Raw genomic sequence first — 26164 nt, forward strand, 5'->3', positions numbered from 1 at the left:
TTGGATGTCACAAACAGCTGCTTATGTCCCATTTTCAAGGAACAAGCTTGATTGATTTCAAAAAAAAGATGACCCACAATGGGATCATCTTTTTCCGTTTTTTTATTTTTCAAAGCCTTCTGCAACCGCTTCAGGATAGTTTTCTTTGACAATGGCTGCGCAATGGCCGCAAAGTGTTGGTAGCTGCTCTTCTACACCGACATCCACACGGACTTGACGACAACGTTCGCAGACTTCACCTACGGCTTTTTCCACTAAGATCGCCACGTCTTCGAATTGATAGGCCGCTTCTGGTGCTGCTTCACCTGCTTCTTTGATCGTTAAGAAGTCCGGTGAAATGATCAGCAACTGAGCGATATCTGAATCAATGGCTTTTAGTAATGCCGCAACCGGTTCGGTTGGATAGACAGTCACTTTTGCTTCAAACGATTTCCCGATCAGTTTTGCATTACGCGCTTCTTCCAATGCTTTTAAGACATTGTCACGGAAATCAAGGAAAGCACGCCATAAATCAAGCAGCTCTTCTTGGTTAGCAAATGTATCATAGCCAGGGAACTCCGCTAATTGGACATATTCCTCTTCTTCTTTCAAATGTGACCAGATTTCTTCTGCCGTATGCGGAATGATCGGCGTTAGTAATTTCGTCAACGCAACCGCTGTTTGATAAAAGACGGTTTGCATAGCGCGACGTTGGAAATCATTTTCAGCTTCGATATAAACGACATCTTTCGCAAAATCCAAATAGAAGGATGACATATCGACTGTCAAGAAGTTGATGACTGTTCGGTAAATATGCAAGAAGTTGTATTTTTCATAACCATCTTCTCGGATCGTTTTGATCGTTTGATTCAAACGAACCATCATGTATTTATCAACAGAACGCAAGTTTTCAAATGGTACGCTGTCTTTTGCTGGATCAAAATCATTCGTGTTAGCCAATAAGAAACGCATGGTATTGCGAATTTTCCGATAGACTTCTGATACTTGATTCAAGATATCCATAGACACTCGAACATCCGCTTCGTAGTCAACACTGCTGACCCAAAGGCGCAAAATATCCGCACCCATTTGGTTGATCACTTTTTCTGGTGCAATGGTATTTCCAAGAGATTTACTCATCTTACGGCCTTCGCCATCTAAGGTGAAGCCTTGAGACAAGACGGCTTTGTATGGTGCGACTTCATTGATCGCCACACTAGTTGTGATACTTGAGTTGAACCACCCGCGATATTGATCAGAACCTTCCAAATACATGTCAGCTGGGAACGTCAATTCTGGACGTTGACGTAACACGGCTTCGTGAGAAGAACCTGAATCAAACCAAACATCCATGATGTCAGTTTCTTTCGAGAATTTACCGTTTGGTGAGCCTGGATGCGTAAAGCCAGCCGGCAGCAATTCTTCGGCTTCTTTTTCAAACCAAATCGTTGAACCATGTTCAGCAAACAAGTTTGCCACATGCTCGATCGTTTCAGGCGTGATGATGGCTTCGCCGTTTTCTGCATAAAAGATTGGCAATGGTACACCCCACGCACGTTGACGAGAGATCACCCAGTCGCCGCGATCGCGAATCATATTGTATAAGCGGGTTTTGCCCCATGGAATGATCCAATCTACTTTTTCGATCTCATCCAAAATGTTTTGACGGAACTTATCAATTGAAGCAAACCATTGTGGCGTTGCCCGATAGATGACTGGTTTTTTCGTCCGCCAATCATGTGGATAGCTGTGAGTAAAGAAGTTTAGTTTTAATAGCGCCCCTTTTTCTTCTAAAAGCTCAGTGATCATTGGATTGGCTTTGTCATAAAAGACCCCTTCAAATCCTGGTGCTTCTTCTGTGAAGACCCCACGGCTATCGACTGGTGATAAGACATCCAGTCCATATTTTTTGCTGACGATGTAGTCATCTTCCCCGTGTCCTGGTGCAGTGTGGACCAAACCAGTACCGGCATCCAATGTCACATGATCCCCTAACATCAACAGAGACGTACGGTCATAGAAAGGATGTTGCGCCGTCATTTTTTCTAATTGATCGCCTGCCAATTCTTGCAATACTTCGACAGATTCCCAACCAATCTCATTCGTCACGGTTTCTAATAAATCTTTTGCCACGACAAATTTACGACCATCAGCCAAGATTTGAACATAGGCAAAGGTTGGATTCACAGAGATTCCTAGATTCGCTGGCAAGGTCCATGGCGTCGTCGTCCAGATAACAAAAGATGTATCTGAATCAAGCAAATCTTTGCCATCTGCGACTGGGAAAGCAACATAGATCGATGGTGATTTCACATCTTTGTATTCGATCTCGGCTTCTGCTAGTGATGATTCACTAGATGGTGACCAGTAGATTGGTTTTAATCCTTTGTAGATATAGCCTTTTTCTGCCATTTTTCCGAAAACGCGAATTTCTGCAGCTTCATAATCGGGCGTCAGTGTGATGTATGGGTGCTCCCAGTCACCAGAAACCCCTAAACGTTTGAAGTCAGCTCTTTGTGTATCCACTTGTGTCAAAGCATATTCTTCACATTTTTTGCGGTATTCTGCCAAGCTCATTTCTTTGCGCTTGATTCCTTTATTTGTCAACACTTGCTCGATCGGCAAACCATGGGTATCCCAACCAGGTACATAAGGGGAACGGAAACCTGACATTGATTTGGAACGTACGATAATGTCTTTACTGATTTTGTTCAATGAGTGTCCGATATGGATGTTCCCATTTGCATAAGGAGGACCATCGTGTAAGACAAAGGTTGGCTTGCCTTCATTTAATTCTTGACGGCGTTGATACAATCGATTTTCTTCCCATTCTTTTTGCCAATCCACTTCGCGGTTCGGCAAGTTGCCTCGCATTGGAAAAGCGGTTTTTCCAAGATGCAGTGTTTCTTTCATTTTCATTCTTGTTTCGCTCCTTTTCGTCTCACTACGTTTCCGTATAATTTCTAAATCCATTGACTCGACCAATCAATTGCTTCTATTGAACGTATCAAAATGGATTGGTTGCCATGACTTCCTTGTGTTTAGGTCTCACTGATTTTAAAAATCAATCCTAGTGATTCCTCGTTTGGTTACTACGCTCCCTATGGTCGCCTAGTACTGTTCATCATCTATTCTGTCTTGCCTCGCAAGCCAATCATAGTGATTCCTAGTAGGGTTACTACGCTCCCTATGGTCGCCTAGTACTGTTCATCATCTATTCTGTCTTGCTTCGCAAGCCAATCATAGTGATTCACAGCAAAAAACACGTCCGTCCCTGGCAAGGGACGAACGTGTTCGTGGTACCACCCAAATTTTTCTTGTCGTTAGACAATTCTTTGATGATCGGTAACGGGATCAGGCGTCGTTCTCTACTTGAGTCTTTGGATAATCGACTCTTTAAAGAACGCAACTCACAGATGATCTGATTTCTTACAGGGTTTTATTTGGCTTCCACTCTCCCAAACTCGCTTGAAAAATATAAGAAATTTTTCTGTTCTGTGTCTTAGTTGTTATCTGTTTTGTTCAATTCGTCTAATAAGTTTCTCGCATCATCTAATGTTTTCACTTCAGGGCTTTCGCTTACATCAACGATTTTTTCATCTGATTCAACAACGTCCACATCAAATGTGTCCACTGCTTCTGAGTTTACTCCAGAACCATTTTCACTGTCAAGTTCTTTTGATAAAACTTCTCTGATTACTTGATGGGAATCTTGCACGTAGCTTGAAAATGGCGCCAAAATCTCTTCCCACTCGGGGCTCTTCACTTGTTCTAATTGGGTTTGTAACATAACCAATAAGTTGTTGTGGAAGACTCTGGTTTTCTTCTTCAAGTCATTTGTTTCTGTTGCCAATTGACGGGCATTGTCTGTTGCATCCGTCAAAATCTCTTTGGCTTTTTCTTCCGCTGAGGTCATCAAGGCATGGGCATGTTTTTCTGCAGTAGCAACCATTTCATCCGCACGGTTTTGGGCAGACGTAACGATCACTTCTGATTCTTTGCTTGCGCTTGTTTTTACTTTATCCGCGGTATCTTGAGCCACGATGATGGATTGGTTCAAAGCGTCTTTCAGTTCATTGAAATACTCTAGTTTTTCTTCGGCGTGTTTCAATGATTTCTCTAACTCGCGATTGCGTTGAACCGCTTCTTCATAATCGCGGACGATCATATCCAAAAAGTCATCGACTTCGTCTTGGTTGTATCCTCTCATTTTTACTGAAAAGTTTTTATTTTGAATGTCTAATGGAGTTAATGCCATATTCTATACACCTCTTTGATTTATTTACGTAATACACCTAATAACAATCTAACTTTTTCTTTTTTCGTGGTTCCTTCTAACCCCTGTATTTGAATCCGACCAAATCCTCTTACTGAAACGATATCCAGTAAATCCAGAACAAAATCTGGTCGTAGTGCTTCTGTCCAGTTTACTTTTACTTTTCCTGATTCGATCAACTGTTTCGAACGCTGACGTGAGATGTTGTATACGGCAGAGATCACTGTATCAAGACGCAATGAACTAACCGTTTCTCTTTCCTCGGTCCAGCCATCTTTAGGAACGATCAACTCGGTGTATTTTGTTTCTTCCAAGCGCACCGAGACGTTTCCGATTTTATCCACTTGGAGTTGGATAAAATGACTGACTTCAGCGGCAACGAATACTTGCCATATTTCACCATCGGAAAGAATGTCTCCAAAGTATTCCCTCTTGACTCCAGTCCCCATTAACGTGCCTAAAACTTTTCCATGACTCAACACCGTAAATTTTTTCGGGTATTGAATCGTAAACAAAGTCATGTCAAACTCATCGGTGGTGGGCTCATAATAATCGGGATAAATCAAACAACGTCGTCTTTCAGCAGCTTCGTAACCACCAAAAAAGCGGAAGCTTAAATCCGTTGATTGACGAATCAAGCTTTCTAAAATATACGCTTGTCTCGGATCTAAAAAATCAGTTAAGTAAGGCGCATACTGCATTTGCACTTGTTCGATCCATCCTTGAGCGGAATCAATAAAAGGGCGTTCATCGTTTCGAAAATGTTGATAGACATTTGCGTTCACCGATAACCACCCCTTACGTTAAAATAAAATTGATTGTAAGATCAATATCAATGCTTGTGATGCTAGCTGTAAGACGATAATTGCAAACGCAATCGTAAAATCAATACCAGCAAAACTTAATTTCAATCGATCAAATAAACTCAAATACGGTTCACACACTTTTGCTAAGAAACGGCCAAAAGCGGATTGATACCCTCCTGGAAACCAAGACAAAAGTGCATAGATCACTAATAAAATGGTATACAGATAAACAGCATCACTTAGTAATTTAACGAATCTCAAAAATAAAATTGGCGTTCCTCCTCACTTTAGATATCAAAAAAATTGGTATCTGCTAATGTTTGGGCAGTGCCTTCAATTTCCATACCCTTAGGCGTGCAAAGAAAAATTTCATCGCCAACACGCTTGATATCACCATCTTCAGCGTACACTGTTCCTGTTAAAAAATCAACTATTCGACGAGCTTGGTACTCTTCAATTAAATGAAAATTAACAAGTACAGCATCCCCATTGATGACCTGCTTGGCAATCCCCATCGCTTCGGAATAGACGCGTGGCTCTACGATCGTTATTTTACCAGCTGCTTGTGCGGGTGTTTCTTTTGCTTTTGTTTCTTTGACTCTCGTATTGCTTCTTTGTTGTGCCATCGGAACGACTTTTTCTTCCGTCTTCGTCACCGGTCTTACCCGTTCAGCCGCAGCTGAGGCTTGTTGATAGACAGCTGCTTGTGGTTGCTGTCTGTATTGATAGGCTTGATTTTGTGGTTGACTTGTTGTACGTGTTGCCGCTTGGCCAGATGCATACGTATTCGTGGTTGCTCTGGGGGCTGTAAAAGCTCCTCCTTGGTTCACAGCTTGTTTAGACGCTGTGCGTGCCGGTTCTTCCGTGGCAAATGTTTCTTCGTAGTAATCTTCTTCGTCAGTCAATCCAAAAAAATTGGTCAGTTTCTCTTTGAGCGACATCGGTCAACCTCCTTTTTTATTGAAATAATGCTGTTCCTACACGAATAAATGTTGCACCTTCTTGAATCGCAATGGGAAAATCATTACTCATTCCCATACTCGTTTCTAAGCAAGGGGCATGTGTAAGATGCAGGTCAGCGATCTGTTGTTGAATCCTTTTTAATTCTTTAAAAATCTGATGCTGCTCGTCTTTGGAAGCAGTGAGCGGGGCCATCGTCATCAATCCAACAACACGAATTTTGTCGAACGAAGCAAGTGCTTCAATAAAAGCCATTACCTCTTCAACAAAAATCCCTTGTTTCGTTGCTTCCTGCGAAACATTCACTTCCACAAAGCAGTTGATCGGATGCTCTGCTCGTTTTTGAATTTCTTGTGCCAGTTTGATTGAATCTAACGCATGGAAAAAATCAATCTCATTTATAATTGATTTTACCTTTCTGCGTTGCAAATTGCCAATAAAATGCCAACGGACATCTGGATAATCCTTTAGTGCTGCCTTCTTTTCAAGTAGTTTTTCTACTCGATTTTCTGCACAATCCCGCACACCATTTTCTAAAAGGACTCTTGTTGTTTCTGTATCGACGGATTTTGTCACAGCTGTCAAACAGACATCATTGGCATTTCTAGAAACAAGAGCACAGGAATCCTGTATCTCTTGCTGAATCTTGTGCAAGTTCTCAGAAATCATGTGCTCTGCCCCCTAGCGTTTACGACGGAAAAATGGTGGTGTGCTTAATTCGTCGTCATCATTCGAACGTACTTCATCACGGCTGAAGGTATCGAATTCTTTCTTTTCTACATTTTCAAATGTGTTTTCTTCTACTTTAGGTCGTACATTTTGTTCTTTGCGGATATCCCAATCACCAAAGCCATTGCTTTCTTCTGCTTGCGCTGGGCGTGCTTGATCCATATCTAATGTTGGTTTTTGAGGGATAGAATGAATTTGACCTTGGCTTTGTCTGCTAGAGCGAGAACCCCGTTCTTTTTTTGAAGGGTCAATGCCGGTTGCAATGACAGTCACACGGATCTCATCGCCTAAGTCTTCATTGATTGATGTACCTAAGATAATGTTTACGTCGCCTGTTGCCGCATGAGCGACGATATCAGAAGCATCTTGTGCTTCAAATAAAGTCATATCCAATCCGCCAGTAATGTTCAATAGCACTTGTTCTGCGCCATCGATTGACGTTTCTAGTAATGGTGAAGAGATCGCTTTTTTCGTTGCTTCGATTACACGTTCTTCCCCGCTAGCAACACCGATTCCCATCAAGGCTGTGCCTTGATTTTCCATTACTGTTTTCACATCAGCGAAGTCTAAGTTGACATAGCCAGGTGCAGTGATCAAGTCTGAGATCCCTTGAACCCCTTGACGCAAGACATTGTCTGCTTCACGGAATGCTTCAAGCATTGGCGTTTTCTTGTCAACAACTTCTAATAAACGGTTGTTTGAGATGATCAATAAGGTATCGACATTCTCTTTTAATTTAGCGATGCCTTCAGCCGCAAAACGGCCACGTTTTGGTCCTTCAAATGTAAACGGACGAGTAACGACACCGACTGTCAACGCGCCGATTTCTTTAGCGATTTTCGCTACGATCGGTGCAGCACCTGTTCCGGTTCCGCCACCCATACCAGCAGTAATGAAAATCATGTCTGCGCCTTCTAATGATTCGCGAATAGAATCTTCACTTTCTTCCGCTGCTTTTTGACCAACTTCTGGTTGAGAGCCAGCACCAAGTCCGCGGGTATATTTAGGGCCTAATTGAATGACTGTTTCTGCTTTTGAGTTTTTTAACGCTTGAACGTCAGTGTTGGCTGCAATAAATTCTACGCCCTTGACATTTTCTTCGATCATACGATTAACTGCGTTGCCGCCACCGCCACCGACTCCGATGACTTTGATCACAGCGCCGTCATTGATGTTATTATCAATTGAAAATTCCATAATTTATCTTCCTCCTGAGAATCGTTTTAGATTATTCAAAGATATTTGAGAAGAAATCTTTTACTCGGTTTGTGATCGACTCACCTTTTTTCTCTTCTTCTGCTTCTTCATAAGTTTCTTCTGGCGCTTCATATTGTTCGTAATGCACTTCTTGTTGTTGAATAGCAACGGGCTGTTGCGCCACTGTTTTTTCACCAGTGATCGCACTTTTGGCAAGCTGGTACACTTCGCTTAAGTTTGCCGAATAGTCAACGATACTGATCACATTCGTGAAAACAGGATTTCTAAGTCCCATATGATTAGGAACGTAAAGCTTGACGTTTGTTTCGAATACTTCTTGAGCAAGATCTACGACACCAGGAAGACTTGCAGCGCCACCAGTCAAGATCACGCCACCCGGTAAATCAAGTCCATCGATTTCGTCTAGGACTTCTTTTGATTTGGTGAAGATTTGTTCCATACGGGCTTCAATGATTTCTGATAAATAGCGTTCATCGATTTTCACTGGTTCTGATTTTCCGATCACATCAACCGGAAATTCTTCGCTGGCTGAAGTGCGTTCAGGATACGCATCCCCATAATTGATCTTCAATGCTTCTGCATTGTTGAAAGAGGTATTTAAAACCGTCGAAATGTCTTTTGTGACAAATTCGCCGCCCTCTTGGTTCACATGGGTGAATTTCAATTGCTTGTCGTGCATCGCTGCTGTGGTTGTTTGGCCGCCACCGATGTCGATGACGATCGTACCAAAATCTTTTTCACCGTCTGATAAAATCGATTCCGTTAGTGCTAATGGCGTAATGACTACTTCATTAACAATCAGACCAGATTTTTCAACACATTTGCGAATGTTGTGAATGATGGTTTTTGGTCCTGTATACACAACACCAAACATTTCTAGGCGAACCCCGATCATGCCACGAGGATCTTTGATTCCTTCAAAACCATCAACGGTAAATTCCTGCGGTAAAATAGCAATGATCTGTCTTTCAGGAGGGGTAGAACGAACGAGTGCTGCGGAGGCAACATTACGCACGTCTTCGTCGGTGATCTCTTTTGATTCACTATTGACAGCGATCATTCCTTGACAATTTTCCACTTCAAGAAGATTGGCTGGTACACCAACACTTACACTGCGAATTTGAATTCCTGCTTTTTCTTCTGCTTGTCTTACTGCTCTTTGAATGGCTTGTACCGTTTTATCGATATCTACAATGATCCCACGGTTGATTCCTTCTGATTTTGCATTACCTACACCAATGATATTCATTTGGCTGTCAACGTATTCGGCTACTACAACTTTTACAGATGTCGTACCGATATCAAGGCCAACATACATTCCCGTTTTTGCCATGGATGGGGTTCCCTCCTACTTAAATTGGATATATAGCGAACCATCACAGTCCGTTTTTAGAGTTCATTCGAATAATTTGTTCACTGTTACCAATTCTACCATATAATGGCGCTTTTTAGAAACAAGTTAATGAAAAAAACTCTTGAATTTTTCCTAAGAATCACTATCAGCTGTTTGATTTTCGTCTGCATCGTCTTCTTGTGTATTTGAAATTGGGTAAGTAAAGATTCCAACTTCCATATCCACAATACTGTCCTCGGTCAAATCTTTGGCAATTTGCGGATAATACTGCATTTGACTCACCATATTCGAAATGTTGACGATCACTTGATTGCCATCATTCATAAAGAGAGTCAGCAGCTCATCATTGCTGTCACGGGGGGTATATTTGATTTGAGAAACGCCATCGCGAATTTCTGAACTTAATTCTTGATAGGCACTAAGTGTTGCTTTGATTTTATCTTCAGCCGAAAAATTTTCTAAAACCGGCAATCCTTCCACTGGCTGCTCACTGATTTCATCTAACACAACGCCATTTTCTAAAACCGGCGCATAGCCACCATCTTGGGCTAGTAAAGCAACTTCTTGAAATTCAGTGACAGTGATATCGAAGCGATTGATACCAGATAGAGAAATTGAGGCATTTTTTATACGTGGCAATTCTTTTTTGATGGCAGACACGCTTTGATTACGTTCGAAAAATTGCGGCCACATCTCTTCATTGACGGTTAGGTCCGAATTTTCGAGAATTGCTTCTGCGGATACTTCATGATTGCCTTTGACGACCACATTCGCCAAACGACTAAGGGGCGAAACGAAATACAAAACAATCAATAAAGGAATCATCAACAATCCAATAATCAAGGCTAAACGGCGAATCAACACTTGGTTGCGGTACGCCTTTAGGTTAGGCAGCCGATCAGCAAAGGAGCGGGCCTTATTTTCTGGCTCTGGCAATGCTTCCTTCTCATCAACAGACTCTTCCATTGCTTCATCTGCTTCAAAAAATGTTTCTTCTTGCTCGTCTTCATGGTCTTTGGACGTATCTTCTGTTTCTTCAGGAGCAGGAGAAGACCAAGCTGGCTGATTGCCTTTTTCTTGCAAATACTTTAGATTTTCTTTTTGCCAAGGGGTCAACTCTTCCGTTGACGAGGGGGTTTGATCATCATGAGGTGTTTTGTCTTTACTAATGATAATCGCTCCTTTCTATCCCACACATTGTACTATTTGATTACCTCTTGCACAAGTCGAAATAATCGTTCTGAGGCATCGCTGATCCCTTGTTCTTTTGAGGCTTTTGCCATCTTACTACGAAGGGCTTCATCTTGCATGATACTGTCTACTGCTTCCACGAGGTTTTGACTGTTTAGTTCATGATCGGCAATCATTTTGACTGCTCCTGCATTGGCTAAACTTTGGGCGTTCTTCGTTTGGTGGTCATTGGTCACATAAGGACTAGGAATCAAAATCGCTGGAATCCCTAATGCAGTGAATTCTGCGATCGATGTGGCTCCTGCTCGTCCAATCAACAAATCACTATTTGCCATCACTTCCGCCATCTGATCAATGTAAGGGCGAATACTGATATTAGGAAAGGCATCTTTTGACATGCCGATTTTTTCTTCGATCTCTTTGTAATACCGTTCACCTGACGCATAGAGAAGCTGATACTCTTTTTGAGCAAACAGCGGCAGCGCATCAATGATCGCTTGATTGATTTTCAGTGCTCCTTGACTCCCACCAAAAACCAAGACCGTCTTTTTCGCCGGATTTAAATCGTAGGAAGACAAGATCGCTGACTTTTGACTGTTGCGTACTTCTTGACCTCTGGGATTCCCCACCAGCACCGTTTTCTTCGCTGGAAAGTACTGGGACGCATCGTGAAAGGCAATGGCGATTTTGTCCACATATTTGGTTAGAAATTTATTCGTGATTCCGGGAACACTATTTTGTTCATGAATAATTGTAGGAATTTTCAACTTCGCTGCAGCAAAGACCACCGCGCCAGAAACGTAGCCGCCGGTGCCGATCACCACATCCGGTTGAAACTCCTTGATGATTTTTTTGGCTGCGTAATAACTTTTCATGAAAAGTTGGATCGTTTTTACATTATCGAAGGACAACTTACGCTTAAAGCCTTGGATTTCTAATGTTTTAAAAGGAATACCTGTTGGAGGGACGATTTTATTTTCCAAGCCCCTTGTTGCACCAATGTATAAAAATTCGGCTGTCGGGTCAATCTCTTTTACATAATCGACAAAAGACAACGCTGGATAAATATGTCCGCCAGTACCGCCGCCAGTCACAAGTATTTTCATATCCGTCACTCATTTCTATTTAAGTTCTGCTACTGCCGCCATAAATTTGTCGCCGCGAACTTCAAAATTAGGGTATTGATCCCAACTTGCATTCGCAGGTGACAATAAAATCGTATCTCCAGCAGCACTTAAAGAAAAGGCTAATGGGACGGCTGTTTCAACATTGTCTGTCATTTCAATTGTTTTTACCCCTGCTGCTTGAGCAGCAGCGGCTAATTTTTCCTTTGTTTCACCAAACAACACGATGGCTTTTAGCCCTTTTAGTGCGGGAACTAAGTCATCAAAGCTGTTCCCCCGATCCAGACCACCTGCCAATAAAATCAGTTTCTCATTATCAAAGCCGCCTAATGCCATTTCTGTGGCTAGAATGTTTGTTGCTTTGGAGTCATTGAAAAATTTCACCTGATTGATGGTGGTGACATACTGAGTCCGATGGGGCACGCCTGTAAAGGTTTGTAACGCTTGCTTAATGGCTTCGTTTGGCATATCGCAAAGTTTACCGACAGCAATCGCTGCTAATGCATTTTCAATATTATGATCTCCTGGCACGCCAAGTTCATCAGCTGCCATAATCACTTCTTCTTTATAATAGAGGATACCGTCAAGCATGTACGCGCCTGCTACTTTTTCCTTGGTGGAAAAAGGAATGATTTGCGCTTTTGATTTTGCCGACAGTGCTTCTAGTTCTGGCTGGTTCCAGTTGATCACCAAATAATCATCTGCAGTCATTCGCTGTTGTAATCGCCACTTTGCTAGGACATACTCTGGACGACTGCCATGGTAATCGATATGGGCTTCATAAATATTGGTGATCACGGCGATTTTTGGTCGCAAAGTATCGATCCCCATCAATTGGAAGCTAGACAATTCCATGACTAATCGGTCTTCCGCTTTGGCCGTTTGAGCAACGGAACTTGCAGGAAACCCAATGTTCCCAGAAAGCAGTGCCTGCCCTTTTTGCATCCCTGCGTTTAAGACATTGGCGATCATGGTCGTTGTGGTGGTTTTTCCGTTCGTACCAGTAATGCCGATAATCGGAGCCTCAGAGATTTGATACGCTAGCTCCACTTCCGTGATTACAGGAATTTTTTTCTCTAAAGCTTTTTGAACAAGGGGCTGTGAATAAGGGATTCCTGGATTTTTCACAACTAACGAAAAGCCTTCATCCAATAATTCGATTGGGTGGCTGCCAGTGATCACTTTGACCCCTAACGCCAAAAGATCTTGTGCTTCGGGATTTTCAGCAAATGGCTTGCCGTCATTAACGGTCACAAGTGCGCCCAAATCATGTAACAATTTGGCCGCACTGAATCCACTACGCGCTAATCCTAGCACAAGAACTTTTTTATTTTGATATGTTTTAATTTTTTTCATTTTCTTCATCTCCTACCATACAAGGGCTATTGTGAGCAACGAGCAACCTAACGCAATACACCAAAAAACAGTGTCGATCTTCCACTCAGACCATCCGCTCATTTCAAAATGATGGTGGATGGGTGACATCTTGAAGATTCGTTTGCCCGTTAATTTGAATGAGGCAACTTGCAGCATCACGCTTGCTGTTTCACAAACATAGACCAGTCCGACAAGCAAGAGGGTCCATTCTTGGTGTAAAAGAATCGAAATTGCTGCCAGCAGACCGCCTAAAGCCAGTGAGCCGACATCCCCCATAAAAATTTTAGCCGGTTTGCGATTGTACGGAAAGAAGCCGATCAATCCGCCAATGATTGCTAGACAAACGATCAATACATCGATTTGATCTTGCCGCCAAGCAATCAGTGCGTAAGTTGAAAAAGAAATCGTGCCCAGTCCTGCGACCAGACCATCGATACCGTCGGTCAAGTTGACTGCATTTGAAAAACCGACCAGCCAAAAGATGACGAACACTCCGTAAAAGATCGACAGTGGCACATCGATCCCAAAGAAATTTAACACGTCTGCATTGCCTTCCGCTCGAAAAACAAAGTAAAAGACGAGTCCGCCTAAAATTTGTCCAATCAATTTTTGCAGCGAGTTTAAGCCCATATTTCTTTTGCGGAAAATCTTGATGAAATCGTCAAGAAATCCTAATGCACCATAAACCAAGGTAATGAACAAAAGAATGAACAATGAAGCAGTCAGTTGATTTTGCCATGCCCCTACCCAAATTGCAGTGATCATTGCAGAAATCAAAAATACAAACCCACCCATCGTTGGTGTACCAGCCTTTACGTTATGCCATTTAGGGCCGTCACCACGTATTTCCTGTCCGTATTTCTTCATTTGAAAATAGCCGATAAACAAAGGCATTGCGGCTGTTACGATCGCAAAGCCGCTTGCCAAAGGTAATATCATCTCTGTCCATTCCATATCGTTCTCTCCTATTATTCTATTCGTTTTCGCTTAGTGTAAACTTGATCGATTGTCCCGATAACTCAGTATAAGGCTCCACGCTCTGTTTGGTACAATAGCCGTCCCCTTCAAAACTGACGTCCACATTCAACAGACTGCCAAATTTGATCAAATCTGCTTTGGACCAGGAGGTCGTATCAGGCATGTAATACTTGTCGCTATCCGTAATCAGCAGTACCCGTCCGCCAGGCATGATCGAAGTGCCGCTGTCAACGGACTGTGCGATGACCTTCTCGCCATCACCGATGACAACAGGGGTCAACCCAGCTTTTTGAACGTCAGTTGCCGCTGATTCTGTATCAAGATTACGATAATCCCCTACAGTCGTTTCACTACCAGAGGTTGTACTATCTTCTAATGCAGAATTTTTCAGATCCATGACTCGTTTCATCAATGGATTGGCAATTTCACCCAACACGGTGCTTTCGTGCTTCTCTGGCAATTTGATCGTCAAATACAAAATATATTCAGGTTCTTCTGAAGGAAACATCAAAACAACAGAATACAGATAATTGGTACCACCAGACAAATACTTACCGGTCGTTGGATCGGCTACTTGGGCTGTCCCCGTTTTCGCGGAAATATTGTAGCCCGGTAGTTCATAGACACCATAAGCACTTCCGTAATTTTCACTTTCGACAACATCACGCATATATTCCCGTACTTTTGTTGCCGCTTCTGCTGTGATGGGATGGCCAACTTCTTCTGGTTGTGTGACCGTTTCTTCTCCTGTATTGCCATCAACGATTTTACTAATAAATTGTGGTTTCAACATCGTTCCGTTATTTGCCACCGACGTAAAGGCCTGCATCATTTGGAAATTCGTCACACCAATCGCTTGACCAAATGACGTCATCGCTTGGCTGACAGGGTTATCCTCTGGTGTGATCCCAGTATTTTCGTTAGGCAATCCTGAATAGGTACTGCGACCAAAACCAAATTCTTTTAAGTATTGCTGCCAACGATCTGCCATTCGCTGTTCCAAGGTCACCATTCCAATATTACTCGACCATGAAAGTGCTTGGCGCATCGTCAGTGTTCCTTTTTGACCGAAGTCCCAGTCGTTGATGGTTGCATCATAAAGTTTCATTCCATCGGGGCTTGGGGTAAAAGTTTCGTTTTCATTAAAGATCCCTTGATCGATCGCTGCTGCCGTCGTCAAGATCTTCATGGTTGATCCTGGCTCGTAGTTGTCCTCAACTAATAGGTTTTGCCAATCATTGATGGAATCCAAATTTTCTGGATTATAGGTTGGTCGTTGCGCCATCGCCACGATTTCACCCGTTTTTGCATCCATTAAGTTCGCTGTTAAGTTTTCTGGTTTGTTTTCTTTAAAGACACTGTCCATCAGCGTTTCCAAGTAGCTTTGGATTCGACTATCAATTGTCGTATAGACGTCTTTTCCATCCACCGCTGCAACAGTTTCGGCTACGGTTCCTGGCAACGGATTTTGATTGTTGTCTTTTTGATAAACGATCTCGCCATCGGTCCCTGAAAGCACGTCATTGTACGCAGCTTCTAGTCCCGTTTTCCCAACTAGACCAGTATCGTCATCATTGGCAACAGCATACCCGATAAAGTGAGAAGAAAAGACACCATTCGGATAAAGACGAGCTGGATGACTGTCAAAATGAAAGCCAGCAATCCCTTCTTTTTCCATTGCATCTTCAATCGCATTCTTTTGTTCTAATGTAATATTGTTCCCTTTGCTTCCAAAAGAAACACGCCATAATTGTTGCTCAAGCCCTTCTTCTAATGTATTGACTGCTGTTTCTTGGTCGATGGACAATACATCCGACAAGATTTTGCCCAATTTATTGAAGTTTGCTTTTTCTGCAAAAAGATTCTTTTTGCCATCTTTGTAATTTTGGTTCAAAACAGCGTAAATTGAATAGGAAGTCACATCTTCAGCAATTGGAATCCCATTGCGGTCATAGATCGTTCCACGTTTCGCTTTGATGACTTCACTGCCTTCATAAAGATTTTTCGTTTTTTCAGCTAAGGAAGTCCCAGCGACATCTCCGACAATGACGATGTAGCTCAAACGCGTGACAAACAAAAAGAACAATCCAATACTCGTAGCAAAGAGAATAATACCTACTTTTTTGCGATTGTTCGTTGTAGTTTGATTGTTCTTTTTTAAGTATTGCTTGAATTTATCTGTTAACTTCATTTAGTCCACTTTCCTTAAATTGCCGTCATCGATCGACAATCCATTATCCTCAGCAATCTTTTGGATGCGCTCGGTTTTAGAAAGTTCATTTTTCTCTTGTTCCAACTGTTCTGCTTGTGTTGTTTTTTCATTGATATCCGATTGGATCAAAGAAATATCGTGTTCGACTTGACTGATATTGGTTCGAATATTGATGGTCAAGATCGCCAACGTCAATACAGAGATGATCACAAAGGCAGCGATCAGTTTTTCCAGAGTAGAAATGCTTTTTAACCGACGAGCCGGAGATGCTGGTACGCGGATGACCTCAGGACGCTGGGGATCAGTAGGCAGTTTTTCAGTTGTCGGTTCAGAGTGTTCCATAGGTTGTGATTCAAGTGGTTCTCTGAATTCATAGTCATGAACTTTTAGTTCTGCCATAGTTGTTACCCTTCGCTTTCCTTGATTTTTTCCGCGATTCGCAGTTTCGCACTGCGAGAACGATTATTTTCAGCTACTTCTTCCTCAGTTGGAAGTAGTGGTTTTCTTGTTATAAGTTTAAGTGTTGGTTGGAATTCTTCTGGTATCATCGGCAAACCTGGCGGCATATCCTTCGGTGTGCTGTATTCCTTGAACATCGATTTCACGATGCGATCTTCTAAAGAGTGAAACGTGATGACACTCACACGTCCGTTGACTGCTAAAAGATGGATCGCTTGTTCAAGTGATTCTTCAATCACACCTAGCTCATCATTGACTGCAATGCGAATGGCTTGGAAAACCCGTTTTGCAGGGTGTCCGCCTTTTCTTCTTGCTGGCGCCGGAATGGCTGTTTTGATGATATCGACCAACTCACCCGTTGTTTCGATTGGATGATCTTGTCGCACCCGCTCGATTTCACGAGCGATTTGTTTCGAGAATTTCTCTTCTCCATAACGGAAGAAGATTTTGACTAATTGGTGGTAGTCGAATTGATTGACTACTTCATAGGCAGTCAATGTTGCAGTTTGATCCATCCGCATATCCAGCGGTGCATCTTGGTGGTAGCTAAAGCCGCGTTCGGCTTCATCTAATTGGGGTGAGGAAACACCTAAATCGTACAAAATCCCATCGACTCGGCTCACACCGTGTTGATGCAATGCTTCCTTTAAATAGCGGAAATTACTTTTAATGAACGTAACCATTCCTTTAGCAACATATGGTGCTAAACGTTCTTTCGCATGATCGATAGCAGTTTGGTCTTGATCAAAAGCAAAGAGATGTCCCTCTTCAGACAGTTGCGACAATAAATATTCACTATGACCGGCTCCACCTAATGTACAATCGACATAGACGCCTTCTGGACGAATCTTTAACCCATCAACGGTCTCCTGTAGCATAACGGTGTAGTGTTGAAAATCTGCCATGTGTTTTTTCCTCTTCCTATCAAGCCTATAAGCCAAAATCAATCATTGTTTCAGCAATTTCATCAAAGTTTTCTTCTGCTTCTTCAGAGAATGCTTGCCAACGCGTTTCATCCCAAATCTCGATTCGGTTTGAAACGCCGATGATCACACAGCTTTTGGTAAGGTCTGCATGATTTCTCAATGTAACAGGGATATTGATTCGTCCTTGTTTATCGATTTCGCACTCTGTTGCAGCAGAATAAAAGAAGCGGACAAATGTCCGAGCGTCCTTTTTCGCTAAAGGCATTTCGTTTAGTTTTTCTTCAAGTTTTTCCCATTCAGATAAGGGGTAGCCAAATAAACAGCCATCTAATCCACGTGTCACAACAAATTTTTCTCCGAGTTTTTCTCGTAGTTTTGAAGGGACGATTAGTCGGCCTTTTGCATCTATCGAATGTTGAAATTCACCCATAAACATCGATAAATAACCCCCGATCTCCACCTGATATTCACAGTCTACCACAATCCCCCACTTTCTACCACAAATTATATGAAATTTGAAAGGGAAGTTGTTTGACTTTTCTTTACCAAATGAGGAAAAAGAGGAAAACCGACTACTTAAAGTTTTTAAAAAAACTTTAAGTGAAAAAATGGGCGTTTATCAAGAGTCAAAACACTATAAGTAACTAACAATATTTAGAATGATCAAAACGACATGAAAAATGATCGTAAATAGAAAAATACTACGCCAATACATCTTTAAATAGCGACCATATTGGATCTCCTCATAGTAATATGCCTGAAAAACTGCCAGCAGAATCCCTAATAAAAAAATGGAGATCAAATAGTACAATGTGATCGCTTGATCAAAAGTATACTTTGATAATTGATGAATCCCGACCATCAAAAACGGTACTGCTAAATCCGGTGCCTTCACGTGGTAACGATCATTCAAGGACAACGCGGAAACAATGAACCGACAGGCGAAATAGACGAGCACAGGGAAGATATACCAAAACAAAACGATTGGATTAAATCCAGACATACAGCAAAATCCTTTCTAACAACTAGTGTCACTATACTTTATTTTCTTTACATCCGTGTTTCAGTTCTTTTAAAAATCTGAGCTGGAATAAGACAGTCATGAAATTTTTTAAGGAGCCTCTTTGTTCACCAGCTGACTTTTGAAAGTCTTGAAGAATGCATTTCTTTACCTATTAAAACAGAAGGGCGTATCTTCAACAAGTCTATCTTGCCATTCTAATGATTTTTTTTGTCCTGAAATTGAAAATTTCTTAATTTCTCCTTGGTTCAACTTGAGTTCTTGTGTATTTGAGGGTAAACTGTCACTAGAATAACTCTAAAAGGTGGATTAGAATGAACGAGAAAAAACCAAAAAGTACCTTTGCAAAAATCACGCAAGTCGTGATCTGGACCATGCTTATTCTCACTGTTGGCTCGATTTTCTTAGCAGCATACACAAGTATTATGGGTTAATCCTATTAAAAAAGTGCCCTTTTCCAAAATGATGGCTTCCATCTTTTGGAAAAGGGCACTTTTTTTACAGCAAGGGTGACACAAGGCGTGCCAAGCCTTCTTTGATTTTGATCGTCAGCTTTCTTTGCTGATACGCTTCGATCGTTAAGTGCTTAGAATCGATCGAATCCGCCAGAAACGCTTCTTTCGTTTGCGTCGCGAGTTGTGCATCGTAGATGATCGTATTGACCTCAAAGTCTAAACGAAACGATCGGACATCGATATTTGCTGAACCAATCGAAACGAGCCCACTGTCAATGATCATCGTTTTTGCATGCATAAACCCTTTCTCATAGGTTTCGATGACTGCCCCAAAATGCAGTAGCTCAGCCGCAAAGGAATAGGTCGCCCAATATACCAAGGGATGATCCGGTTTGTTAGGGATTTGTATATGGACTTTCACCCCAGAAAGCAGTGCCAACTTCAAGGCATTGTGAATGGCTTCATCCGGAATATAATAAGGTGTTTGGATCAAGATTTCCTTTTTGGCTAAGTTGATCATTTTCAGATAGGTCATTTTGATTTCTTCATGTTCCGTATCAGGACCACTCGTGATGACTTGGGCTGCAACTGTCCCGACTTGTTTGATTTCAGGAAACAAGGAAGGATCATATTTGATCTCCAACGCATGTTGTGAATTCCAATCCATCAAAAACCGATTTTGCAGCGAATAGACAGCTGAACCGGCAATTCGCAAGTGATTGTCTCGCCAATAACCGAATTTTTCCACTTGCCCTAGATATTCATCTCCCACATTAAAACCGCCTGTATAGCCAATTTCTCCATCGATCACCACGATTTTCCGATGATTTCGATAATTGATTCGCGGATTGACATAAGGAACGAATAAAGGAAAGAAGAAGGCAATTTGACCGCCATGTAGACGCAACTCATCAAAAAACTTCAATGATACTTGGGTGCTGCCCCAAGCATCTAATAAGACTCTTACTTTTACGCCCCGCTTCGCCGCGCGCACCAGTGCCTCTTTGACTTCATTTCCCAATGTATCACTGCGATAAATGTAATATTCCATATGAATGTGATTTTTTGCCTGTTCGATATCCGCGATCAAGGCATCAAATTTCTGCCGTCCGTCGGTATAAAGCGTCATACTATTCGCTGTCGTATACAGGGATTGCCCAAAGACTGTCAACAGGTAGACCAGCTGCTGCACTTCTACCTGCGCGGTCGGCGGATGCGGAAACAGCTGACGAGCGAGGGCTTGTTTTTGTTCTTCTAATTCAACATTCAGCCCCACCTTTGCCTGTGAGCGCATATCAAAGATCTTTTCTTTAGAGATCCCTCTACCAAAGAAAAAGTAAAGCACAAAGCCAACGATTGGAATGAACATCAAGACCAAAAGCCAGGCCCACGTTTGAGCAGTCTGCCGCCTTTCTCTGAAAATGATAATGATTGATAACAAAATATTGACTATAAATAAAATGGTTACCAAATTATCCATTACAACCATTTCTCCACCTCTTCCCCGATTTCCCGCTACTAAAGCATATCAAAAAATAGTACCTAAAGTAAAGAAACACTGTGATGAAACAAAAAAAGCCGATCTTGACGATCGACTAAAAAAACATCGGTTTAGAATTTTAAGAAACGGCGCATTGATAAGACGGAACCAAGTGAACCGATCACGATCCCAATCAGCGCCATTACACCGCAAACTTGTAATAGAAACATATTTGGTGCAATTAAACTGTAATTTGAACGCAGTAAGGATGGATTGACCATTGCATAAACTTGGTGGTAGCCGAAGTACATTAATGCAATCGGAACGATCGAACCTAAGAGTCCGATCCAGCCGCCTTCAAGGAAGAATGGCCAACGAATGTAGCCGTTTTTCGCCCCCACCAGACGCATGATCTGAATTTCTCTTTGACGAGACAAAATCGTGATCCGAATCGTATTAGAGATCAGGAACATTGCCACAAAAATCAATAAGACAGCAGCAGCTAAGCCCCAAGTCCGCACAGCAGCAGACAATTCAAAGATTCGGTCAGAAGAATCTCCGCCGTAATCGGCTTTGAAAACATTTGGCAATTCGCCAGCTTGCTCAGCGATCTCTGTCGTATACTCTGGATCTGTTGCACTGACGACAAACACATTATACAGCGGATTGCTGTCGCCTTCGAACAAGTTCCATGAATCCCCCATTGCATCTTGGATCTTCTGCAACTCTTCGTCTCGGCTAGAAAATTTCACTTCTGAAACGTTCGGCAGATCATTTAAGGACTGTTCCAAAGCATCCATGTCTTCTTGTTCCGTACCAATATCAACGAAAACCGAAACGTCCACATTCTCGCGAATGTCTTCGGCTAGTTTTGTTGCATTTAAGATTACACCTAGAAAAATACCGACTAATGTCAGTGTGATCGTTACCGCACTCAATGACGCAATAGTCATCCAGCCGTTACGCTTTAAACTTTTGATACTCTCCAGGAGATGACGGAAAAATGTTCTAATCATCGTAACCATATTCTCCTTCCGCTTGGTCGCGAATAATGCGGCCATTTTCAATCGCGATCACGCGATGACGAATCGTATTTACGATCGTACTATTATGGGTCGCCATAACGACCGTTGTTCCTTGGGCATTGATCCGATCAAGCAGCTTCATGATTTCCCATGAGTTTTCAGGATCTAGATTCCCCGTTGGTTCATCCGCAATCAATACTTTCGGCGTATTTACGATGGCACGAGCGATCGACACCCGCTGTTGTTCCCCACCGGAAAGCTCACTTGGAAATACCCGCACCTTATGTTTCAGGCCGACCAAGTCTAACACTTCCATCACCCGTTTTTTGATATCACGAGGTTTGCGGCCGATAACTTGCATTGCATAAGCAACATTTTCAAAGACCGTTTTCCGTGGTAAAAGTTTATAATCCTGAAAGACCACGCCGATTTCCCGACGCATCAATGGGATCTCGCGGTTTTTCATGCCGACCAAATCATATCCTGCGACATTCAAAACGCCTTTAGTTGCTTTTTCTTCCCGATACATCAATTTGATAAAGGTTGATTTACCGGCACCCGATGGGCCCACGACATAAACAAACTCTCCTTGATCAATTGAAATCGAAAGGTTACGGATAGCAGTCGTACCATTAGAGTACTTTTTCATTATATCTTTCATTTCTATCATACAGCTATCTCTCCATCTCAAATTTTCATTCTGGCTTATTATAGCATGAATATATTTCACCTTGCTTGCAACAGATTACAATTATGTTTCAATCTGTTTAAGTCACACAAGGTTATTTTTGATTCAATTTCAGCTTCAAATACGCGTCGATAAAGCCATCCAAATCGCCATCCATGACTGCCTGTACATTCCCAGTTTCGAAATTCGTTCGGTGATCTTTGACCATCGAATAGGGATGGAAGACATAAGAACGGATTTGCGAGCCCCAACCAATTTCTAACTGCTCGCCTCGCAAAGCTGCTGCCTCTTGCTCTTTCTTTTCCACTTCTAATTGATACAGCTTGGCTTTCAACATCCCCATCGCTTGCTCACGGTTTTTCAATTGTGAGCGCTGGGCTTGGCTAGCAACGACCGTTCCTGTCGGAATATGGGTGATCCGCACAGCAGATTCGGTTTTGTTGATGTGCTGTCCACCCGCACCACTTGCGCGGTACGTATCGATTTTCAAATCATCTGAGTTGATTTCCACATCGATCGCCCCATCTAATTCTGGCATCACATCCACCGAGCAAAATGACGTGTGCCGTCTCTTGGCTGAATCAAAAGGTGAGATCCGAACTAAACGATGAACGCCTTTTTCCGATTTCAAATACCCATAGGCGTTGTGGCCTTTTACAAGTAAAGTGACACTTTTGATCCCCGCTTCATCACCAGCTTGATAGTCGAGGGTCTCTACTTGATACCCGTGTTGTTCGCAAAAACGAGTATACATCCGTAACAGCATGCTGCCCCAGTCTTGTGATTCGGTACCGCCTGCACCAGGATGAAGCTCGATGATGGCGTTATTTCGATCATAGGGTTCATCTAACAGCATCGACAATTCATAAGACGCCATTTTCTCGTTTAGCTTCGTGATCCGTGCTTCAAGTTCTGCTTCCATTTCTGGGTCTGCTTCTTCTTGAATCATTTCCAACATCACTTCCAGCTCTTCCAATTCTTCTGCTAACTGATTGAACTGATCGTAGGTCTCTTTGTTGGCATTGTTTGCGTTAATGACTTGTTGAGCTTTTTCTGAGTCATCCCAAAAGGTGGGATCTGCCATTTGGTGTTCCGCTTCCGCAATGTCCTCTTCTAACTGATCTAAGTCAAAGAGACCCCCTAAAACTGATTATTTTTTCATTCATCTGGGTCAATTGATTCCGAATATCTGCGATTTCCATTAAAATTCCTTCTTTCTTTTTTTCTTACAAACGAAAGTAGACTGGACAAAAACGTCTGCCAGCCTACTCTCAACTTTTTCAAAACGTGTTACATATTTTTCCCGTGGCAATTCTTGAATTTTTTCCCGCTGCCGCATGGACAAGGATCGTTACGACCAACGTTTTTGAAACTTGGTGCTTGGGCAGCAGGTGCTTCTTCTACCCCTTGTGCTTCCCCTTGAGCAACTTGTTCCCGTTGAACGTTTTGACGAATCTCTGCCTTCATAAAGAGACGAGTTACTTCATATTCGATCGCTCCAACCATGTTCTCAAACATATTGAATCCTTCTGTTTGGTACTCAACTAATGGATTGTTTTGTCCATAAGCCCGTAACCCAACCGATTGACGCAGCTGATCCATAGCATCGATGTGGTCGGTCCACTTCGTATCGACAACTCGTAAGATGACGACTTTTTCAAATTCCAGTAATTGTTCTGGACTATTAAGTTGTGCTTTCTTTTGTTCAAAGACTTCTTCTGCCCGTTGGTTTAGGTAGTCTTTGATCTCTTGAGCTGATTTGCCCTTGATGTCCTCGATACTGATAGTATCTTCATGAACAAGTGCATTCGCCGCAAAATCAACGATTCCTTCGTAGTTCCAATTGCTTTCTTCTAATTGCGTATGACTGTCGACGACTCGGCTGATGGAACGTTTCACCATATTCATTAATTGTGGTGAAAGATCCGTTTCTTCCATGATCACTTCTTGACGTTGTCCGTAAATAACTTCCCGCTGTTCTCGCATCACGTCATCGTATTGCAAGACGTTTTTCCGAGTATCGTAGTTATTGCCTTCCACTCGTCGTTGGGCAGATTCTACTTGTTTTGAAAGCATCTTGCTTTGGATCACGGCGTCGCCTTCATCGATCTTCATCCGATCCAAGAACACTTTGATTCGTTCAGAACCAAAACGCTTCATTAAATCATCTTCTAACGACAAGTAAAATTGCGACATCCCTGGATCTCCTTGACGTCCCGCACGTCCCCGCAACTGATTATCGATCCGTCGTGATTCATGACGCTCAGTACCGATAACTGCCAAGCCGCCTAGTTCTGCAACACCAAGACCTAACTTGATATCCGTTCCCCGACCAGCCATATTGGTCGCGATCGTTACAGCACCTTTTTGTCCCGCATTCAAAATGATTTCTGCTTCTTTAAAGTGATTCTTGGCATTCAATACTTCATGAGGAACTTTCTCACGATCAAGCATCGATGACAGTAATTCAGAAGTCTCAACAGCGACCGTCCCTACAAGCACGGGTTGTCCTTTGCGGTGACGCTCTTTGATGTCTTGAACGACTGCTTGGAATTTGCTCGTAAGCGTTGGATAAAGCAAGTCCGCACGATCATCCCGTAAGATTGGTTTGTTTGTAGGAATCTGAATGACTTGCATGTTATAGATTTCTCGAAACTCTTCTTCTTCCGTTTTCGCTGTACCAGTCATCCCAGACAGTTTTTTGTACATCCGAAAGTAGTTCTGGAATGTGATCGTCGCCATCGTTTTGGTTTCATCTTCGATTTCGACACTTTCTTTCGCTTCGATCGCTTGATGGAGCCCATCAGAATATCGGCGACCATCCATGATCCGACCTGTAAATTGGTCAACGATCATTACTTTTCCATCTTGCACGACATAATCGATATCGCGAATCATAATGTAATTCGCTCGTAGTGCTTGATCCAAGTGATGGGTCAATGCCGTGTTTTCAATATCATACAAGTTTTCTAAGCCGAAGGTCTCTTCCGCTTTTTCGATCCCACGTTCTGTCAAACCGATCGTTTTTGATTGGATATCGATTTTGTAGTCTTCTTCTTCCGTCAAGCGTTTGACAAAATTGTCGACCCGATTGTATAGCGCAGTTGATTTTTCTGCTTGTCCTGAAATGATCAACGGTGTTCTCGCTTCATCGATCAAGATCGAATCGACCTCATCGACGATGGCATAGTTTAATGGACGCTGTACCATTTGATGACGGTAAACCACCATGTTGTCCCGCAAATAGTCAAACCCTAATTCATTGTTTGTACTATAAGTGATGTCACAAGCATATGCCGCACGTTTTTCTTCTGCTGATTTTGAGTTGATGTTCAAGCCGACCGTCAACCCTAAAAAGTTGTACAGCTCCCCCATCTCAGTCGAGTCACGAGTTGCCAAGTATTCATTGACAGTTACGACGTGGACACCTTGACCGCTCAAAGCATTCAAATAAACAGGTAATGTCGCCGTCAAGGTTTTCCCTTCACCCGTACGCATCTCTGGGATATTCCCATCATGCAAGACGATCCCACCCATTAATTGGACGTGGTAAGGATAAAGGCCCAAAACGCGTTTTGCAGCTTCACGTACTACTGCAAAGGCTTCAGGTAATAATTTATCCAAAGTCTCTCCCTCTTGGAAACGACGACGAAATTCATCGGTTTTCCCGCGTAATTGTTCATCAGATAAAGCGGCCATTTCATCCGCATGTGATTCAACTTGATTCGCAATATGGTCAAGACGTTTTAATTCTTTTTTGTCGTTTTCAATTAATTTTCTAAAAAAATTGGCCATACCTTAATAATTCTCCTTTTACTTCTGCATTATCCTAGCTGGAAACTCTCCTAACTATTTTAGCACTAGTTCACCATAAATGAAATATTTTTCGATAGAACTATCGCATCA

22 protein-coding genes and 2 pseudogenes are annotated in these 26164 nt (G+C 42.3%); 1 reads left to right on the forward strand and 23 read right to left on the reverse strand.

All coding sequences use genetic code 11. From position 1 onward, the window contains the following. Positions 1 to 102: 102 nt before the first annotated feature. The 17 genes from ileS to IGI77_RS13255 form a co-directional block, all read right to left on the reverse strand. Positions 103 to 2898 carry an isoleucine--tRNA ligase gene (ileS, locus tag IGI77_RS13175; protein ID WP_438770201.1) on the reverse strand — a complete coding sequence of 932 codons (2796 nt, stop codon included), beginning with the start codon at positions 2896 to 2898 and terminating at the stop codon, positions 103 to 105. Between the two features lie 583 nt (positions 2899 to 3481). Further along, a complete protein-coding gene (locus tag IGI77_RS13180) occupies positions 3482 to 4237 on the reverse strand; it encodes a DivIVA domain-containing protein (protein WP_005228824.1) in 756 nt (251 codons plus the stop codon). A 20-nt stretch (positions 4238 to 4257) separates the two neighbouring features. After that, the gene (locus IGI77_RS13185) at positions 4258 to 5040 is read right to left on the reverse strand and encodes an RNA-binding protein (RefSeq protein ID WP_010749763.1); all 783 of its coding nucleotides are present in this window, start codon (positions 5038 to 5040) and stop codon (positions 4258 to 4260) included. 18 nt (positions 5041 to 5058) lie between these two features. After that, positions 5059 to 5322, reverse strand: a complete 264-nt coding sequence (locus tag IGI77_RS13190) for a YggT family protein (protein ID WP_005228822.1) — start codon at positions 5320 to 5322, stop codon at positions 5059 to 5061. Between the two features lie 26 nt (positions 5323 to 5348). Then, positions 5349 to 6002 carry a cell division protein SepF gene (locus tag IGI77_RS13195; protein ID WP_010749764.1) on the reverse strand — a complete coding sequence of 218 codons (654 nt, stop codon included), beginning with the start codon at positions 6000 to 6002 and terminating at the stop codon, positions 5349 to 5351. A 16-nt stretch (positions 6003 to 6018) separates the two neighbouring features. Next, positions 6019 to 6690, reverse strand: a complete 672-nt coding sequence (locus IGI77_RS13200) for a YggS family pyridoxal phosphate-dependent enzyme (RefSeq protein WP_074536072.1) — start codon at positions 6688 to 6690, stop codon at positions 6019 to 6021. 12 nt (positions 6691 to 6702) lie between these two features. Continuing rightward, a complete protein-coding gene (gene ftsZ, locus IGI77_RS13205) occupies positions 6703 to 7947 on the reverse strand; it encodes a cell division protein FtsZ (RefSeq protein ID WP_005228816.1) in 1245 nt (414 codons plus the stop codon). A 31-nt stretch (positions 7948 to 7978) separates the two neighbouring features. Then, a complete protein-coding gene (gene ftsA, locus IGI77_RS13210) occupies positions 7979 to 9301 on the reverse strand; it encodes a cell division protein FtsA (protein ID WP_005228814.1) in 1323 nt (440 codons plus the stop codon). A 153-nt stretch (positions 9302 to 9454) separates the two neighbouring features. After that, positions 9455 to 10438 (reverse strand): cell division protein FtsQ/DivIB, encoded by a 984-nt coding sequence (locus IGI77_RS13215; RefSeq protein WP_081116377.1) that lies wholly within the window; start codon positions 10436 to 10438, stop codon positions 9455 to 9457. Between the two features lie 86 nt (positions 10439 to 10524). Beyond that, complete coding sequence (gene murG, locus IGI77_RS13220) at positions 10525 to 11619, reverse strand: undecaprenyldiphospho-muramoylpentapeptide beta-N-acetylglucosaminyltransferase (protein ID WP_010749767.1); 1095 nt, start codon at positions 11617 to 11619, stop codon at positions 10525 to 10527. Between the two features lie 15 nt (positions 11620 to 11634). Beyond that, positions 11635 to 12993 (reverse strand): UDP-N-acetylmuramoyl-L-alanine--D-glutamate ligase, encoded by a 1359-nt coding sequence (gene murD / locus IGI77_RS13225; RefSeq protein WP_128431585.1) that lies wholly within the window; start codon positions 12991 to 12993, stop codon positions 11635 to 11637. 12 nt (positions 12994 to 13005) lie between these two features. Then, positions 13006 to 13968: a phospho-N-acetylmuramoyl-pentapeptide-transferase gene (mraY, locus tag IGI77_RS13230; RefSeq protein WP_010749769.1), complete on the reverse strand. Its 963-nt coding sequence runs from the start codon at positions 13966 to 13968 to the stop codon at positions 13006 to 13008. A 19-nt stretch (positions 13969 to 13987) separates the two neighbouring features. After that, positions 13988 to 16183 carry a penicillin-binding transpeptidase domain-containing protein gene (locus tag IGI77_RS13235; protein ID WP_087627818.1) on the reverse strand — a complete coding sequence of 732 codons (2196 nt, stop codon included), beginning with the start codon at positions 16181 to 16183 and terminating at the stop codon, positions 13988 to 13990. Beyond that, on the reverse strand, positions 16184 to 16603 hold the full coding sequence (gene ftsL, locus IGI77_RS13240) for a cell division protein FtsL (RefSeq protein ID WP_005228796.1): 420 nt from the start codon (positions 16601 to 16603) through the stop codon (positions 16184 to 16186). 5 nt (positions 16604 to 16608) lie between these two features. Then, positions 16609 to 17568 carry a 16S rRNA (cytosine(1402)-N(4))-methyltransferase RsmH gene (rsmH, locus tag IGI77_RS13245; RefSeq protein WP_010749771.1) on the reverse strand — a complete coding sequence of 320 codons (960 nt, stop codon included), beginning with the start codon at positions 17566 to 17568 and terminating at the stop codon, positions 16609 to 16611. A 25-nt stretch (positions 17569 to 17593) separates the two neighbouring features. Then, complete coding sequence (gene mraZ / locus IGI77_RS13250) at positions 17594 to 18025, reverse strand: division/cell wall cluster transcriptional repressor MraZ (protein WP_005228792.1); 432 nt, start codon at positions 18023 to 18025, stop codon at positions 17594 to 17596. 198 nt (positions 18026 to 18223) lie between these two features. Continuing rightward, positions 18224 to 18592: a DUF3397 domain-containing protein gene (locus IGI77_RS13255; RefSeq protein WP_005228786.1), complete on the reverse strand. Its 369-nt coding sequence runs from the start codon at positions 18590 to 18592 to the stop codon at positions 18224 to 18226. A 332-nt stretch (positions 18593 to 18924) separates the two neighbouring features. Between IGI77_RS13255 and IGI77_RS13260 the strand changes: the two genes are divergently transcribed. Beyond that, positions 18925 to 19044: a DUF4044 domain-containing protein gene (locus IGI77_RS13260; RefSeq protein ID WP_005237290.1), complete on the forward strand. Its 120-nt coding sequence runs from the start codon at positions 18925 to 18927 to the stop codon at positions 19042 to 19044. Between the two features lie 64 nt (positions 19045 to 19108). Here the strand turns inward: IGI77_RS13260 and cls are convergent, their stop codons facing one another. The 6 genes and pseudogenes from cls to secA form a co-directional block, all read right to left on the reverse strand. Beyond that, on the reverse strand, positions 19109 to 20554 hold the full coding sequence (gene cls, locus IGI77_RS13265) for a cardiolipin synthase (RefSeq protein WP_005228785.1): 1446 nt from the start codon (positions 20552 to 20554) through the stop codon (positions 19109 to 19111). 122 nt (positions 20555 to 20676) lie between these two features. Beyond that, positions 20677 to 21561: a permease-like cell division protein FtsX gene (gene ftsX, locus IGI77_RS13270; RefSeq protein ID WP_010749773.1), complete on the reverse strand. Its 885-nt coding sequence runs from the start codon at positions 21559 to 21561 to the stop codon at positions 20677 to 20679. Beyond that, complete coding sequence (gene ftsE / locus IGI77_RS13275) at positions 21554 to 22240, reverse strand: cell division ATP-binding protein FtsE (RefSeq protein ID WP_005228783.1); 687 nt, start codon at positions 22238 to 22240, stop codon at positions 21554 to 21556. Before ftsE ends, ftsX begins: the two co-directional genes overlap by 8 nt. A gap of 112 nt (positions 22241 to 22352) precedes the next feature. Next, positions 22353 to 23460 (reverse strand): peptide chain release factor 2 gene (gene prfB / locus IGI77_RS13280; RefSeq protein ID WP_100214389.1). Its coding sequence is split into 2 segments (ribosomal slippage): positions 22353 to 23387 and positions 23389 to 23460, totalling 1107 coding nucleotides; the frame shifts between segments, so codons are not numbered across the junction. An 88-nt stretch (positions 23461 to 23548) separates the two neighbouring features. After that, a pseudogene (locus IGI77_RS13285) lies at positions 23549 to 23623 on the reverse strand (SEC-C metal-binding domain-containing protein); the annotation flags it as partial. A 45-nt stretch (positions 23624 to 23668) separates the two neighbouring features. Beyond that, positions 23669 to 26053: pseudogene (secA, locus tag IGI77_RS13290) on the reverse strand (preprotein translocase subunit SecA); the annotation flags it as partial. Positions 26054 to 26164: the final 111 nt, after the last annotated feature.

This window comes from Enterococcus sp. DIV0213h, assembly GCF_051711285.1.
GTDB lineage: Bacteria > Bacillota > Bacilli > Lactobacillales > Enterococcaceae > Enterococcus_D > Enterococcus_D casseliflavus.